Genomic DNA, 14,583 nt, shown 5'->3' with positions numbered 1-14,583 from the left:
ACGACGGGGTCCCGCACGCAGTGCCGTGCGGGACCCCGTCGTCGTGCCGGAGGGCTGGGACTCAGCGGCTCTGGGAGGCCAGCTCCTTCGCCGCCTCCCTCAGGTCCTTCGCGGTGTCGATCGCCCGCCAGTAGGAGCCCTGCGGGATCGGGAACCCGGCCAGCCGACGCTCACGGGCCAGCCGTGGGAACGTGGTGCGCTCGTGGTCGCCGCGCTCCGGCAGCAGAGCGGCGAACCCGGGGGAGAAGACGTACACACCCGCGTTGATCTCGAACGTCGACGGCGGCGACTCGATGAAGTCGGTGATGTGACCGAACCCGTCGGTCTGTACCGCCCCCCACGGAATGCGCGGGCGGGCCAGGGCGAGGGTGGCGACGGCGTCCCGCTCGGTGTGGAAGTCCGCCATGTCGCGCAGCGAGAAACGGGTCCAGACGTCGCCGTTCGTCGCGTACCAGGGCTGGTCCGGGTGCGGCAGCCGGGCTGCGGCATACCTCAGACCGCCGCCCCGGCCGAGCGGCTCCGTCTCGACGACGGTGGTGACGGAGAGCGGCAGATCGGCGGACTCCAGCCACTCCTGCAGCACCTCGGCGAGATGACCGCAGGAGACGACGACATCCGTCACCCCCTCCTCGGCGAGCCAGGAGAGCTGATGGCCGATGATCGGGGTCCCCGTACCGGGAATCTCGACCATCGGCTTGGGCCGGTCATCGGTGTACGGACGAAGCCGGGAGCCTTGGCCGCCGGCCAGGACGACGGCTTGAACGGGGCGCGACGCGGCACTCGGATGGGTCATGAGCGCACCCTACGTGGCGCCCGGAAGGCAGGACCGAGGGCCCCGGGGCGGGACGGGCCCCGGAGCCGACCGGGTCCGGCTCAGGAGGCGGCGGAGGGCCCGGCCGGGGGCCCGGCCGGGAGCCGGGTGGAGGGCCGGGAGCCGGAAACCGGGAGCCCGGCTGAGTCGCGGGCGTGGGCCGAGCCGAGGGCTCAGCCGTGGGCGGTGAGCACCCCGGAGGCGAAGGAGGTGTCGCAGACCGGACGGGAGTAGGACTGGGCCCGGGTGGGGCCGTACATCCGGACCGCCGCCCTGCCGAGGGAACGCGCGATCGACGTGCAGTGCCGCGCCAGCGACGGACGGTCGTTCACCGCCTGCTGGAGGTGGGTGAGGGCGACGCCCGGGTTCTCCTCCTGCAACTCGACCAGGAGCGTGTCCCGCAGGACCTCGTGCGGGGCCCGCTCGGCGGCGCGCGCGGACGCGTCGGACGAGGAGGCGTCGGACACGGCGGTGTCGGCGGCGGCGAGGACCGGACTCGAAGGGCTCCCCGACCAGTTGACCCGGGCGACCGCGAGAGTCCCGGAGAACACCAGGACGACGGGCAGGACGAAGGCGAGGGTACGGCCGACCCGGCGGGCGGGGCCCCGGCCGCGTCGCGTCTGAGGGGTAGTGGAGTGCTTCACGCGTGTGAGAGTAGCGTCCGGTAATGGCATGGAGACATTCAGTCACCGGTTCGGGTGACATGACGGGGAGGATTTCCGGGTGGCGCGTTGACGCACGGTGGCCGAAATGGCGGGTATACCGGGGTATTTGCCGCCAAGGGGACGCAACGAAGAGGGCCCCGCAGCGCGCTGCGGGGCCCTCTTCATCAACTCGGGTGAATTACCCGGGCCGTCGCGTTCGAAGGCGACGACGCCCGGCTCAGTCGGACAGGCGCGCGCCGGACGACGTCGCGAACACGTGGCTCTCGCCGGCCCGCGGCACGACGTGCAGCGTGCTGCCCTTCTCCGGCACGTTGCGGCCGCCGACGCGGACGACGAGGTCCTTGGTCTCGTCGCCGACCTTGGCGGTGCCGTACACGAACGCGTCGGAGCCCAGCTCCTCCACCACGTTGACGGTGACCGCGAGGCCCAGGTCGGACTCGGCACCGGCCACGTCGAAGTGCTCGGGACGGACGCCGACGGTCACGGTCTTGTCGGTGGCGGCGGCCAGCGCGTCGCGGTCCACCGGGACCACCGAGTTGCCGAACTTCACGCCGCCGTCGGCGATCGGCACCTCGATGAGGTTCATCGCCGGGGAGCCGATGAAGCCGGCCACGAAGAGGTTGGCGGGCCTGTCGTACATGTTGCGCGGGGTGTCGACCTGCTGGAGCAGACCGTCCTTGAGGACCGCCACGCGGTCGCCCATGGTCAGGGCCTCGACCTGGTCGTGGGTGACGTAGACGGTGGTGATGCCCAGGCGGCGCTGCAGCGAGGCGATCTGCGTACGGGTGGACACGCGGAGCTTGGCGTCCAGGTTGGACAGCGGCTCGTCCATGAGGAACACCTGCGGCTCACGCACGATCGCGCGGCCCATGGCGACACGCTGGCGCTGACCGCCGGAGAGCGCCTTCGGCTTGCGGTCCAGGTAGTCCGTCAGGTCGAGGATCTTCGCGGCCTCCTCGACCTTCTGCCGGATCTCCGCCTTGTTGACGCCGGCGATCTTGAGCGCGAAGCCCATGTTGTCGGCGACCGTCATGTGCGGGTACAGGGCGTAGTTCTGGAACACCATGGCGATGTCCCGGTCCTTCGGCGGCAGGTGCGTGACGTCGCGCTCACCGATGCGGATGGCGCCGTCGTTCACGTCCTCGAGCCCCGCCAGCATGCGGAGCGAGGTGGACTTGCCGCAGCCGGACGGGCCGACGAGCACGAGGAACTCCCCGTCCTCGATGTCGATCTCCAGCGCGTCCACGGCGGGCTTGGTCGAACCGGGGTAGATCCGGGTCGCTTTGTCGAACGTGACAGTGGCCATGGTGATGGGCCCCCTTCTACCGGCAGGAACGTGCCGGACGATCCGAGTAGGAAGGTGGTGCCACGACGGGATGTTCCGTTGTGGTTCCGTGTGGTGCAGTCCACAAGGGTGAACTGGCACAGGACGGTACCTGGCGTTCACCTGTCTGTCAGTACCCGCGGCCCTGTGAACTTCGCGGAAACTTTCGGATGCCGTCCGGTCGGGTCCGGGATCACCCGTCGGTCGCGTACCGTTTGGCCAGTACCGCCACGGCCGCCGCGACCGCCCGTCGCAGCTCCGCCGGGCCGAGCACCTCCGCCTCGGTGCCGAGCCGGAGCAGGTCGCCGGTCGCGATCGCCTCCGACTCGACGGACAGCCGTACCTCGACCCACCCCTCACCGTCCGGCGGTCCCGAGTCCGCGAGCGCCCGTACGCCCGCCGCACCGAACCGCATCGGCAGCAGCTTCTGTCCGCGGGGTGAGAGCCGCAGCCGGGCCGTGCCCTGTTGCAGGGCCGCCTCCAGCCGCCGGGAGGACTCCGCCCAGTACGCGGCGAGATCGAACCCGGCGGGACGGGTGAACAGGTCGCCCGTCTCCTCCACCGCCTGGAAACGCGACACCCGGTACGTGCGTACGGCGTCCTCCGCCAGCGCCACCAGGTACCAGATGCCGCCCTTCAGCACGAGACCCAGCGGGCGCATCTCCCGGCGGACCTCGCCGCGCCAGCGCCGGTAGTGGGTGCGCAGCACCCGCCGCTCCCACACCGCCCGCGCGACGGACTCCAGGAGCGGCACGGGGTCGGCGCCCCGGAACCACGCCGGCGCGTCCAGATGGAACCGCTCGCGCACCTGCCGTGCCTGTCCGGCCAGTTCGCCCGGCAGCGCGGCCTCCACCTTCAGCTGGGCGCTCGCCAGGACGGCGCCCAGTCCCAACTCCCTGGCCGGCCCCGGCAGTCCGGCCAGGAACAGCGAACCGGCCTCCGCGTCCGTCAGCCCGGTCAGCCGGGTGCGGTACCCGTCCATCAGGCGGTAGCCGCCCTCGGGCCCGCGCTCCGCCCGCACCGGCACCCCGGACGCGCCGAGCGCCTCGACGTCCCGGTAGACGGTGCGCACCGACACCTCCAGCTCCGCCGCGAGTTCGGGGGCGGTCATCCGGCCGCGGTTCTGCAGCAGCAGGAGCAGGGAGAGAAGCCGGTCGGCACGCACGGGGCGCATTCTCCCGCGTCCCGGCCGTACCTGACAGAGGGTGTCAGGTACGGCTCCCAGGATGTGTCGTGCCGGGCCGGCGCGGGACGGTCCTCGCCGGCGGCACGACCGAAGGAGCACATCCATGCCCACCCCCCGGACCACCTCCCGGACCACCGGCCACTTCACCTTCGCCGACTGGAAGGAGGTCCCCGTGGGCCCGGAGGACACCTTCCCCCGGCTCGCGCACGCCACCGTCACCAACGCCTTCACGGGTGGCATCGAGGCCGAGTCCACGACCTGCGACTACGCGATCTCCTACCTGACCGGCACGACCGGTTCCTTCGCGGGGATGGAACTCGTCCGCGGCCGTGTCGACGGCCGTGAGGGCACCTTCGTCGTCGAGGAGCGGGGGCGCTTCGCCCCCGACGGGAGCGTCCACTGTTCCTTCGAGGTCGTCGAGGGCTCGGGCACCGGAGAGCTGGCCGGGCTGCGCGGCACCGGCGAGTTCACCTACCGGCACGGGGAGACGAAGGTGCCGTACACCTTCGCGTACGGGCTGGAGTGAGCACGGCGGCAGCGCTCAAAGCGCGTGGCCGGGCGAAACCCGCTCTGTGTACAGTGGACCCGCCTCCGCGCGCTCCGCGCGGGCGCGGCGCCTCCTTAGCTCAGATGGCCAGAGCAACGCACTTGTAATGCGTAGGTCGTCGGTTCGAATCCGACAGGGGGCTCCAGCTCCCGGGCCGGCTTTCCCGGCCCGGGACTCTCATGCCCCACGGGCGCCCAGGCGGCGGGCGATCTCCAGTTGGCGCTCGTCCAGGGGGCGGCCGTCCTCGATGTCCCAGAGGCAGTTCTGCAGCAGCCGCCCGTACGTCCACGCGCGTGCCCGCTCGCGGTCCAGGCCGAGGACGTCGGTCATCGCGTCGAAGCGCCAGCGGACGTCGTCGGCGTCGAAGCGGTTGTCCAGGGCCGGCCAGAGGTCGAAGCCGGGATCCCCGGCCAGCGGCTTGGGGTCGATGGCGAGCCAGTCGGCGCGGTCGCAGGCCAGGACGTTCTCCTCATGCAGGTCCCAGTGCAGGAGGCGGTCGCCGGGATCGTCCACGACCTCCCGCAGGGCCGCCGCGCAGTGGGCGACGATGCGGCGGGCCGCCGGGTCCGGGACGCGGTCCAGGGCCCGGGGGGTCTGCTCCAGCATGGCCCCGGCGATGTCGCCGAGGCGGCGCAGGCCCGCCGGGGCGGGGGTGGCGGTGAGATGGGCGAGGAGGCGGGCGATCACCAGGACGGCCTCGTGGGTGTCCGGGAGGCGGGAGAGCATCCGGGAGGGGTCGAGACGTTCCAGGAGCATGGTGCCGGTGGACGCGTCGTGGTCCAGCAGGCGGACCGCTCCGTCGCCGTCCCAGATCCGCAGGGCGACCGGTTCGCCCTCGCTCTCCTCGTCCAGGACCTGGAGCTTCAGCACGGCCGGTGTGCCGTCCGCGCGGTCGACGGGGAGGACCAGGGCGCTCACGCCGTGCATCGGCGCGCCGGTGACGCGCAGGTCCCAGCGCTCCAGGAGGGTGGCGGCCAGAGCGGGCAGCCGGGCGATGAAGGCGCGGCCCGCCTTTCCGTTGAACTTCTCCTGCGCCGCGGCGAGTTCCTCGGGGACATCGATCGTCACGGCACGCACGGTAGCCGGTGGGAGGCCGCTCGGGGGTCGCGCGGGATTCCCGTACGGCCTTTTCCGGTGGTGAGCCGGCCCTCCGGGGCGTGGTGGGTGCCGGGGCGGGGCCCGCTGTTCGGCCTCAGGCCCGCTCGAGGCCGGACTCGTGCCGGCCGAGGGCGAGGGAGACGGCGGTGAGGGCGCTGTTGAAGGAGACCTCGGAGAGGACGCCGGGGGCGGCGACCTGGTCGCCGGCGAGGTAGACGCCGTCGCCGCGGTCGACGGCGGGACGGTCGCGCCAGCTGGCGCCGGGCAGGTCGACGGCGCCGGTCCGCCCGTTCGCCACCGCCTCCCGCCGCCAGGTGACGCGCTGCCGCCAGCCCGGGTGGCCCAGGTCCAGCAGTTCCTCGGCGCGGGTCACCCCGTCGGCCCTGGTCTCGTGCGGGGCGATGGGGATCTGGCCCTGGAGGAGCTGTTCGCCGGCGGGGGCGAGGGTGCGGTCCTGGGCGGTGAACCGTTCCAGCCAGCCGGGTGCGTCCAGGTCGGACACGACGAACGCGTCGCCGCGCCGGGTGCGCAGGGCGAGGTCGACGAGGACGGTGCGGCCGCTCGGCCAGGCGAGGGCGGGGTCGCCGAGGAGACGGCGGGCGGCGTCCAGGGAGGTGGCGACGACGACCGGGGTGCCCGTGGGGAGCGTGTCCACGCGGGACAGGGTCTCCGTGCGGACGCCCAGGTTCCGGGCACGGGAGGCCATGCGGTCGATGAGGCCGCCCCAGCCGCCGCGCGGGTAGTGGGCCTCCGGCGGCAGCCTGGTGGCGCGGCGCAGGCGTTCCTGGACGAAGGCGGCGGAGAGGGAGCCGGGGTCGTGATGGAAGAGGGCGACGGCGGAGTAGTGGGCGGCGGCGCGCGCGCCCTCCTCGCCGGCGACACCGGTGGCCCAGGTGCGGAAGTCGGTGTCGACGGGGGCATGGGCATGGGCGCGGCGCAGCAGCTTCAGCATGGAGAGGGGCGGGACGCGGTGCAGCGTGCCGTGGTGGCGGAGCCGGAGGCGGGCGGCTTCCAGGGGCGGGAGGGGAGCGAGGGGGCCGATGAGGTCGCGTCGCCGGAGCCAGGACCAGTGCGGGCCGCCGTCGTAGAGGGCGTGGGGGCCCTCGTTGGTCCGGTAGGGGCCTTCGGCGGTGCGGGCGCGGCCGCCGAGGGTGTGGTGCGCTTCGTGGAGGGTGACCTCGGCTCCTGCCTCGGCGGCGGTGATGGCCGCGGTCAGTCCGGCGAAGCCGCCGCCGACGACGGTGATGCGGTGCATGGCCGGGTTCTCCCTCGGTCGGGGTCGCGCCCGGCGGTTTCGGGACGGTCCCGTCTCCGATGGTTCCGGTCGCTCGTGGCTACGACGGCCCGTGGCCCCAGGATGTGACAGGTCCGAGGCCTTGGCAGGTCGGGCCGGTTGTCCGTGGTTGTCAGTGGGGGAGTGCAGGATGAGGGCATGGTGAGGCGAGCGGGGCCGGCGGGCGGTACGGGGGTGAGGGGCGCACGGCGTCCGGAGCTGCGGCTGCCGGAGCCCGAGCGGTACGAGGGGGGTGAGCTGGAGCCGGACGGGGATTACGACGGGCTGGAGTTCTTCGAGGCGGATCTCTCGGCGCAGGACGGCGCGGGGGCGCGGTTCATGGACTGCGTGCTGACGGGATGCGCGCTGGACGGGACGCGGCTGTCCAGGGCCCGGGTGCTGGACTCGGTCCTCGCCGGTGTGCGGGGCGTGGGTACGGATCTCTCCGGGGCGACGCTGCGCGACGTCGAACTGACGGACGCGCGTCTGGGCGGGACGCAGTTGCACGGGGCGGAGCTGGAGCGGGTGCTGGTCCGCGGCGGGAAGATCGACTTCCTGAATCTGCGGTCCGCGCGGCTCAGGGACGTCGTCTTCGAGAGCTGTGTCCTGGTCGAGCCGGACTTCGGCGGGGCGAGGCTGGAGCGGGTGGAGTTCGTGGGCTGCGCGCTGAAGGACGCCGATCTCAGCGGGGCCGTGCTGACGGACGTCGATCTGCGCGGTGCCGCCCCGCTGGAGATCGCCCGGGGGGTGGACCGGCTGGCGGGGGCGGTGATCAGTACGGGGCAGCTGCTGGACCTGGCGCCGGTGCTGGCGGGAGAGCTGGGGATCCGGGTGGAGGGCTGAGGCGCGCGGGGTGAGGTGCGCGGTGGGTTACTTCAGACGCGGGTAGCGGGCCTGGAGGGTCCAGACGGCCGGGTTCTCGCCCAGGTCCTCGTGCAGATCGGTCAGGTCGGCGAGCAGGTCGTGCAGGAAGTCACGGGCCTCGCGGCGGAGTTCTGCGTGGGAGAAGGTCAGCGGCGGTTCGGCCGCCGGCAGCCACTCGGCCTCGATGTCCACCCAGCCGAAGCGCCGTTCGAAGAGCAGCCGGTCGGTGGATTCGGTGAAGTCCAGTTCCGCGTACTGGGGGCGGGAGGCGCGGGAGCCCGCCGGGTCCTGGTCGAGGCGTTCCACGATGTCGCACAGCGCCCAGGCGAAGTCGAGCACCGGCACCCATCCCCAGGCTGTGGACAGCTCCCGGTCCTCCTTGGTGTCGGCGAGGTAGACGTCACCGCAGAAGAGGTCGTGCCGCAGGGAGTGGACGTCCGCACGGCGGTAGTCGGTCTGCGGGGGGTCGGGGAAGCGGTTGGAGAGGGCGTAGCCGATGTCGAGCACGGAGGTGATGGTGTCACGGCGGAGGCGGTGGAGGGACGGCGGCGGACGGTCCGGGGGAGGGGGCCCGACGACTGCGGGGCGGCCGGGGTCGTTCCGTGGTGTGCGGCCGGGTTCTTCCTAGGATCGCGGGGTGCGCCTCCGCTCCCGCCCCCGTGCCCCCCGCCGTCCCCGCGGCTCTCGTCCGCCTGCCGTCGTCGTCGCCGTCGTCGCCGTCGCCTGCGTCCTCGTGGTCGTGGCGGTGACGGCGGCCGGGTGCGCGGGCGGTGCGTCCGGCGGGCCCGGGGGCTCCGGTGGCCCGGGCAGCGCCGGTGTGGGCGACCCGTACTTCCCCGAGGCCGGCAACGGCGGGTACGACGTCTCCCACTACGCGCTCGACCTGGCCTACGACCCGGCCGCCCACCACCTCACCGGCACCGCGACGATCACCGCCCGCGCGACCGAGGACCTGACCGCGCTGAACCTGGACCTCGAAGGGCTGGACGTCGAGCGGGTCACCGTCGACGGCACCGCCGCCCGCTGGCGGCGCGCCGGCCAGGAGCTGACCGTCCGGCCGCCGGAAGGGCTGGAGCGGGACCGGACGTTCCGGGTGGTCGTCCGGTACTCCGGCGCCCCGGTGACCGTCACCGACCCGGACGGCTCCGAGGAGGGCTGGCTGCGCACCGCGGACGGGGCGGTGGCGCTGGGCCAGCCGACGGGCTCGATGGCGTGGTTCCCCGGCAACCACCACCCCTCCGACAAGGCGACGTACACCGTCACGGCGACAGTGCCCAAGGGCCTGCGGGCGGTGTCCAACGGCGAGCCCGCGGGGGAGCGGACGACGGGGGGCCGGACGGCCTTCACCTGGCGTACCACCGAGCCGATGGCGAGCTACCTCGCCGTGCTCGCCGTCGGCCGGTACGAGGCCCGCCGCACCACGACACCCGGTGGCCTTCCCGTCCACACCTTCGTCGACCCGCGGCAGGCGGCGGCGAGCCGTGCGGTGCTGGCACGGATCCCGGACGTCGTGGAGTGGGCGGAGGGCTGGTTCGGCCCGTACCCCTTCTCCTCCGCGGGGGCGATCGTCGAGCGTCCCGAGGACGCCGGGTACGCCCTGGAGACCCAGAACCGGCCCCTGTTCCCCGGGGCGCCCGACACGCTGCTCCTGGTCCACGAACTGGCCCACCAGTGGTACGGCGACTCCGTCACACCGCGGACCTGGCGGGACATGTGGCTCAACGAGGGGTTCGCGGTCTACGCGGAATGGCTGTGGCGGGAGGACCACGGGGGCGGCACCGCCCAGGAGACCTTCGACGCGATGTACGCCGGGACGTACTTCCCCGACGCGGCGACGAACGAGGCGATCTGGTCGTTCCCGCCCGCGCGGCCGCCCGGCGCGGCACACGTCTCCGGGGTCCCCGTCTACCAGCGCGGCGCGATGGTCCTGCACAGGATCCGGCAGACGGTCGGCGACGACGCCTTCCGCGCCCTCCTGCGCGGCTGGGCGAAGGACCACCGCCACGGCACGGCGGACACCGGCGACTTCACGTCGTACGTGGAGAAGGCGGCCCCGGACGAGGACTTCGACGGAATCTGGTCGGACTGGCTGTACGGGGAGGGGAAGCCCGCACACCCCTCCGAGCCGTAGGCCGAGCCCCGGGTCAGGCCCGTACCCGTGTCCGTACCCGCGCCCGCGCCCATGCCGGAGCCCCCGGCCGCCGGGGAGGCGGGCCGGGGGCTCCGGCAGCGCACGCGCGCGGCGTCGTCCGTCAGACGTTGACGCCGAAGTCCTGGGCGATGCCCGTCAGGCCCGAGGCGTAGCCCTGGCCGACGGCGCGGAACTTCCACTCGGCGCCGTTGCGGTACAGCTCGCCGAAGACCATGGCGGTCTCGGTGGCCGCGTCCTCGGACAGGTCGTAGCGGGCGATCTCGGTGCCGCCGGCCTGGTTGAGGATGCGGATGTACGCGTTGCGCACCTGGCCGAAGTTCTGGCTGCGGTTCTCGGCGTCGTAGATCGAGACCGGGAAGACGATCTTGTCGACGTCCGCCGGGAGACCGGCCAGGTTGACGTTGATCTGCTCGTCGTCGCCCTCGCCCTCACCGGTGCGGTTGTCGCCGGTGTGGACGATGGTGCTGTCCGGGGTCTGCTTGTTGTTGAAGAAGACGAAGTGACCCTCCGAGTACACCTTGCCCTGCGGGTTGACCGCGATCGCGGAGGCGTCGAGGTCGAAGTCCGTGCCGGTGGTGGTGCGGACGTCCCAGCCGAGGCCCACGGTGACGGCGGTCAGGCCCGGAGCCTCCTTGGTGAGCGAGACGTTGCCACCCTTGGACAGGCTTACAGCCATTGTTGGGAGTCCCTTCCCTCGTGTACGTACGGCTACGAAGCTACAGCTACCTCCTTGAACGCGAGAGGAGCACGCGAGGTTCCAGGTGGCTTTACTTTCTTTACCCGGGATATTCGGGTGACGCGGACCGGCCGGGGGAGGGACCATGGTCGGCATGTCCGGTCCCCATCGGGGGTCTGGGGGGCTGTCCCCCAGAGCTCTCAGTATTCGCGGCTCCGTCCTCCTGCCCGAGGCCGAGCTCATGTGGCGTTTCTCGCGCTCCTCGGGGCCCGGCGGGCAGCACGTGAACACCACCGACTCGCAGGTCGAGCTGCGTTTCGACCTGGCCGCCACCCAGGCGCTGCCCGAGGTGTGGAAGCAGCGGGCGCTGGAGCGGCTGGCGGAGCGGCTGTCCGACGGTGTCGTCACCGTCCGGGCCTCCGAGCACCGTTCCCAGTGGCGCAACCGCGAGACCGCCGCCGTGCGCCTCGCGGCGCTCCTCGCCGAGGCCACCGCGCCCCCGCCCCGGCCCCGCAGGCAGACCCGCGTCCCGCGCGGCATCAACGAACGCCGGCTGCGGGAGAAGAAGCAGCGCTCGGAGACGAAGCGGGGGCGCTCCGCGCGGGACTGGGGGTGACCCGCGCGGGACCGGGCGCTCCACGGGACGGTGACGGGGCAGCCGGCCGTCAGGCCAGGTCCAGTACCCCGACCGTCTCCCCCTCGACGACCTCCCCGTTCCTGCGGAAGCCCAGGCCGAGGTAGAAGTTCTCCGGGCCCCTCCCGCCGGGGTGCCAGCTGACGTGGCACTCCTTGCCGCCCCGGGCGCGGATCCGGTCGGCGACCGACTCCACGGCGAAGCGGCCGTAGCCCCTGCCCTGCTCCTCGGCCGCGATGTTCAGCCGCCACAGGCCCGAGCGCACGACGCTGCCGCCGTCGTCGTGCCAGTCGATGTCGAGGAAGGCCATCAGGAAGCCGACCGCGCGGTCGCCGTCCACGATCAGGCGGGGCCAGGCGGAGCCGGGGTGGACGTATGCCTCGGCGAGGGACTTCACGACCGGGGCGACCGCGAACTCCTGGTCGGGGCGGACGCGTATGCCGAGGGCGGCGTCGAGGTTTTTCGGGGTGATCTCTTCGAGGCGGGGAGCTGTGGTCTTCGTCACCCGGGCAGCGTAGATTCGCAATTCCCGTTCGGTAAAAGGAATTTCCGTTTCGGGAAGTTCGGGAAGTTCGGGGGCCTCGGGGGAGGGGCCGAGGAGCGCCCGGGCGGCTCAGGCCAGGTGCCGGTAGCGGCCCCGGAAGTAGGTCAGCGGCCCGCCGTCCGCGCTGGGCACCTCCGCCGCCAGGACGCGGCCGATCACCAGGGTGTGGTCGCCGGCCGGCACCCGCTGCTCGGTGCGGCACTCCAGGGTGGCGAGGGCGCCGCCGACCAGGGGGGCGCCGCTGTACTCGCCCCGCACGTACGGGATGTCCTCGAAGAGGAGGCGGTCGCTGATCCGGCCCTTCATCGCGAAGCGGCCCGCGATGTGCCGCTGGCTCTCGGACAGGACCGACACCGACCACAGCGGCTGCTCGTCGAGCAGGTCGTCCATGCGGGAGCCCTCGCGCAGGCTGACCAGCACCAACGGCGGGTCCAGGGACACCGACAGGAACGCGGTCGCGGTCATGCCGACGTCCTCGCCGGCCGGTGCCCGCGGGTCGTCCGGGTCCAGCGGCGGCTCCTGCGCGGTCACCAGGACCACACCGGCGGCCAGACGGGACATGGCTGCGCGGAACTCGTCGTTGCTCACCCCCTCAGCATGCCGGGCGGCGGACGCGGTGGTGATCGTGGACGGGGGTACGGGAGTCTTCGGCACACCGGAAACGCTAGTCTCCGCTCCGTACGCACCACATCGGGCCTCCGTCCGAGCGGGGACCTAGGACCAGCGGCGGACTCCGGCGTTCCACGGGCGTGGGCGGGCGGCCACGGGCCGAACTCCGTGGAAGGGCCGAGGAATTCACATGCGGCGCATGCCGCGCATTCGGCATTTCCGGTGAAGGAGCCGGATAAACCGCGGAAAGGTCTCTCAATTGTTCACGTTTGGTTGTGACTTGAGTCACAAGGGGAGATAATTGTTGACCCTGTGTACCGAGTGGGCAGCGCGCTGTGATTCAGTGGCGGGGAGACTGCCAGGACGATACGCCGATGAGAACGCCTGATTCGCCGCGAGGTCCCGGGGGGAGGGTGAGCATGGAGGCCGAGTCGGAGCCCTACGTCCGCCTTGCCTCCCTGCGGCAACTGCACCGGGGCATGGCCGACATGAACACGGCCCGCAGCCTGGCCGACACCCTCCAGACCGTCGCCGACGGCGTCGTCGACGCCCTCGGGTACGAACTGGCCTGCGTCAACCTCGTGCGCCCCGACGGCGACCTGGTCGTCGCCGCGTTCTCGGGCAACGCGGCCGCGGAGGCCCTCATCACCGGCCGGGTCGGTTCGCGCGAGTCCTGGGAGCGCCGCCTCTCCATGGGGGAGAGCTGGGGCGACCTGATATTCATCCCGCACACCGAGGGCTGGGTCCTCGACGACGACGACGTCCCGCAGTGGTACACCGACGGCCCCGCCCCGCGCTTCGAGGACGAGTGGCACCCCTCCGACCGGCTCTTCGCCCCGATGTACGCCCCCGGCCCGCAGGGCGGCGGGGCCGGCGAACTGGTCGGCGTGCTCTCCGTGGACCGCCCGCGCAACGGCCGGCTGCCCGGCGCCTGGGGCCGCGAGGCGCTCCAGATGTACGCCTTCCAGGCCGCCATCGCGATCAGCAACGCCCGGCTGCGCTCCAACATGCAGCGCGCCCTGGTGCGCCTGGAGCGCGAGCAGCAGGCCCTGCGCGCCAGCGAGGAGAGCTTCCGGCAGGCCTTCGAGTACGCCCCGTCCGGCATGGCCGTCGCCGAGATGGGCGGCGACCAGCACGGCCGCATCCTGCGCACCAACGACGCGCTGTGCCGGCTGCTCGGCCGCCCCGCCTCCGCGATGCGCCGCTACTCCTTCTCCGACCTCGTGCACCCCGAGGACATCGGCACGCTGCTGCGGACCTCCGCCGAGGGCGGCCGCGCCGAGCTGCGGCTGGCCCGCCGGGACGGCACCTACGTGTGGGTGTCCCTGCGCAACTCCGTCGTCGCCGACGCGGCCGACGGGCCGCGCTTCCTGCTCAGCCACGTCGAGGACATAGAGGACCGCAAGCGCCGCGAGCTGCACCTCGCGCACCGCGCCTCCCACGACTCCCTCACCGGCCTGCCGAACTCCGCCGAGCTGCGCGCCCGGCTCTCCGCCCGCCTGTGCCGGCAGCGCCCGGCGGTGCTGCCCGCCGCGGTCGACGAGGCCATGGCCGCCTTCGAGTCCTTCGACTCCCAGGACGCCGCCCACGGCCCGCCCGCCTTCGACCGCGGTCACGACTTCGACTTCCCGCCCGAGGCCGAGGGGTTCGAGGGCTACGACCACCATGTGCACGCCATCGCCCCCGACGGCGACCGCGACGACGGCGCCAAGGGCCTCGCGGTGCTCTTCTGCGACCTCGACGGCTTCAAGTCGATCAACGACCGGTTCGGGCACAACGCGGGTGACGCGGTGCTCATAGAGGTCGCCCGCCGGCTCGGCAACGGCGTCCGGGACGGCGACACCGTCGCCCGGCTCGGCGGCGACGAGTTCGTGATCCTCGCCAACGGGCTCGGCCGGGCCGACGCCCAGGACCTCGCCGTACGGCTGCGCAACGAGATCATCCAGCCCATCCGGGCCGAGGGCCGGGCCGTGCGGGTCGGCGCCAGCTTCGGCATCGGATGGGCCCATTGCGGGATGACGGCGGACGAAGTGCTGAAGTCCGCCGACGAGCGGATGTACGTCGAGAAACGATCTCGTCCCAAACAGCATCGACGGGCGGGATGAACCGCAGGTCAGTCGGTTGACGCGGTCGGAGCCACCCGTTCGGTCCACCCGAAGCGGGTAGGCTCGCTCTTCTCACCACCCGTACCGCATTCGAT

15 protein-coding genes and 1 tRNA gene are annotated in these 14,583 nt (G+C 72.7%); 6 read left to right on the top strand and 10 right to left on the bottom strand.

The features are described 5' to 3' along the window. Window positions 1-61: 61 nt before the first annotated feature. From ACWZEH_RS15430 to ACWZEH_RS15415, 4 genes are all read right to left on the bottom strand, one after another. Window positions 62-793: a nucleotidyltransferase family protein gene (locus ACWZEH_RS15430; RefSeq protein ID WP_456198970.1), complete on the bottom strand. Its 732-nt coding sequence runs from the start codon at window positions 791-793 to the stop codon at window positions 62-64. A gap of 191 nt (window positions 794-984) precedes the next feature. Continuing rightward, window positions 985-1,455, bottom strand: a complete 471-nt coding sequence (locus ACWZEH_RS15425) for a hypothetical protein (RefSeq protein WP_456198969.1) — start codon at window positions 1,453-1,455, stop codon at window positions 985-987. Window positions 1,456-1,693: 238 nt separating this feature from the next. Then, on the bottom strand, window positions 1,694-2,782 hold the full coding sequence (locus ACWZEH_RS15420; protein ID WP_456198967.1) for an ABC transporter ATP-binding protein: 1,089 nt from the start codon (window positions 2,780-2,782) through the stop codon (window positions 1,694-1,696). Window positions 2,783-2,993: 211 nt separating this feature from the next. After that, window positions 2,994-3,965, bottom strand: coding sequence for a helix-turn-helix transcriptional regulator (locus ACWZEH_RS15415; protein ID WP_456198965.1), 972 nt, complete (start codon window positions 3,963-3,965; stop codon window positions 2,994-2,996). A 124-nt stretch (window positions 3,966-4,089) separates the two neighbouring features. Here ACWZEH_RS15415 and ACWZEH_RS15410 point away from each other — a divergent pair, with 124 nt between their 5' ends. Together ACWZEH_RS15410 and ACWZEH_RS15405 are read left to right on the top strand one after the other, a co-directional pair. Further along, complete coding sequence (locus ACWZEH_RS15410) at window positions 4,090-4,512, top strand: DUF3224 domain-containing protein (protein WP_456198963.1); 423 nt, start codon at window positions 4,090-4,092, stop codon at window positions 4,510-4,512. 89 nt (window positions 4,513-4,601) lie between these two features. Next, a tRNA-Thr gene (locus ACWZEH_RS15405) sits at window positions 4,602-4,678 on the top strand. A 32-nt stretch (window positions 4,679-4,710) separates the two neighbouring features. On the opposite strand, the gene ACWZEH_RS15400 is transcribed toward ACWZEH_RS15405, so the two are convergent. Further along, window positions 4,711-5,610, bottom strand: a complete 900-nt coding sequence (locus ACWZEH_RS15400) for an aminoglycoside phosphotransferase family protein (protein ID WP_456198961.1) — start codon at window positions 5,608-5,610, stop codon at window positions 4,711-4,713. A gap of 115 nt (window positions 5,611-5,725) precedes the next feature. Further along, window positions 5,726-6,886 carry an FAD-dependent oxidoreductase gene (locus ACWZEH_RS15395; protein ID WP_456198960.1) on the bottom strand — a complete coding sequence of 387 codons (1,161 nt, stop codon included), beginning with the start codon at window positions 6,884-6,886 and terminating at the stop codon, window positions 5,726-5,728. 177 nt (window positions 6,887-7,063) lie between these two features. Between ACWZEH_RS15395 and ACWZEH_RS15390 the strand changes: the two genes are divergently transcribed. Then, window positions 7,064-7,747 carry a pentapeptide repeat-containing protein gene (locus ACWZEH_RS15390; protein WP_456198959.1) on the top strand — a complete coding sequence of 228 codons (684 nt, stop codon included), beginning with the start codon at window positions 7,064-7,066 and terminating at the stop codon, window positions 7,745-7,747. Window positions 7,748-7,774: 27 nt separating this feature from the next. Here the strand turns inward: ACWZEH_RS15390 and ACWZEH_RS15385 are convergent, their stop codons facing one another. Next, window positions 7,775-8,275 carry a hypothetical protein gene (locus ACWZEH_RS15385; RefSeq protein WP_456198958.1) on the bottom strand — a complete coding sequence of 167 codons (501 nt, stop codon included), beginning with the start codon at window positions 8,273-8,275 and terminating at the stop codon, window positions 7,775-7,777. Between the two features lie 130 nt (window positions 8,276-8,405). Here ACWZEH_RS15385 and ACWZEH_RS15380 point away from each other — a divergent pair, with 130 nt between their 5' ends. After that, window positions 8,406-9,899: a M1 family metallopeptidase gene (locus ACWZEH_RS15380; RefSeq protein ID WP_456198956.1), complete on the top strand. Its 1,494-nt coding sequence runs from the start codon at window positions 8,406-8,408 to the stop codon at window positions 9,897-9,899. Between the two features lie 121 nt (window positions 9,900-10,020). Here ACWZEH_RS15380 and ACWZEH_RS15375 read toward each other — a convergent pair whose 3' ends face one another. Next, window positions 10,021-10,596, bottom strand: a complete 576-nt coding sequence (locus tag ACWZEH_RS15375; protein ID WP_456198955.1) for a TerD family protein — start codon at window positions 10,594-10,596, stop codon at window positions 10,021-10,023. Between the two features lie 145 nt (window positions 10,597-10,741). Between ACWZEH_RS15375 and arfB the strand changes: the two genes are divergently transcribed. Then, the gene (arfB, locus tag ACWZEH_RS15370) at window positions 10,742-11,212 is read left to right on the top strand and encodes an alternative ribosome rescue aminoacyl-tRNA hydrolase ArfB (RefSeq protein WP_456198954.1); all 471 of its coding nucleotides are present in this window, start codon (window positions 10,742-10,744) and stop codon (window positions 11,210-11,212) included. A 49-nt stretch (window positions 11,213-11,261) separates the two neighbouring features. Here the strand turns inward: arfB and ACWZEH_RS15365 are convergent, their stop codons facing one another. Further along, window positions 11,262-11,735: a GNAT family N-acetyltransferase gene (locus ACWZEH_RS15365; protein WP_456198953.1), complete on the bottom strand. Its 474-nt coding sequence runs from the start codon at window positions 11,733-11,735 to the stop codon at window positions 11,262-11,264. Between the two features lie 108 nt (window positions 11,736-11,843). Next, a complete protein-coding gene (locus ACWZEH_RS15360; RefSeq protein ID WP_456199617.1) occupies window positions 11,844-12,362 on the bottom strand; it encodes a flavin reductase family protein in 519 nt (172 codons plus the stop codon). Between the two features lie 440 nt (window positions 12,363-12,802). Here ACWZEH_RS15360 and cdgB point away from each other — a divergent pair, with 440 nt between their 5' ends. Then, window positions 12,803-14,488, top strand: a complete 1,686-nt coding sequence (gene cdgB / locus ACWZEH_RS15355; protein WP_456198952.1) for a diguanylate cyclase CdgB — start codon at window positions 12,803-12,805, stop codon at window positions 14,486-14,488. Window positions 14,489-14,583 lie beyond the last annotated feature (95 nt).

Source organism: Streptomyces yamdrokensis (assembly GCF_053890455.1).
This window is presented reverse-complemented; position numbering and strand designations above follow the sequence as displayed.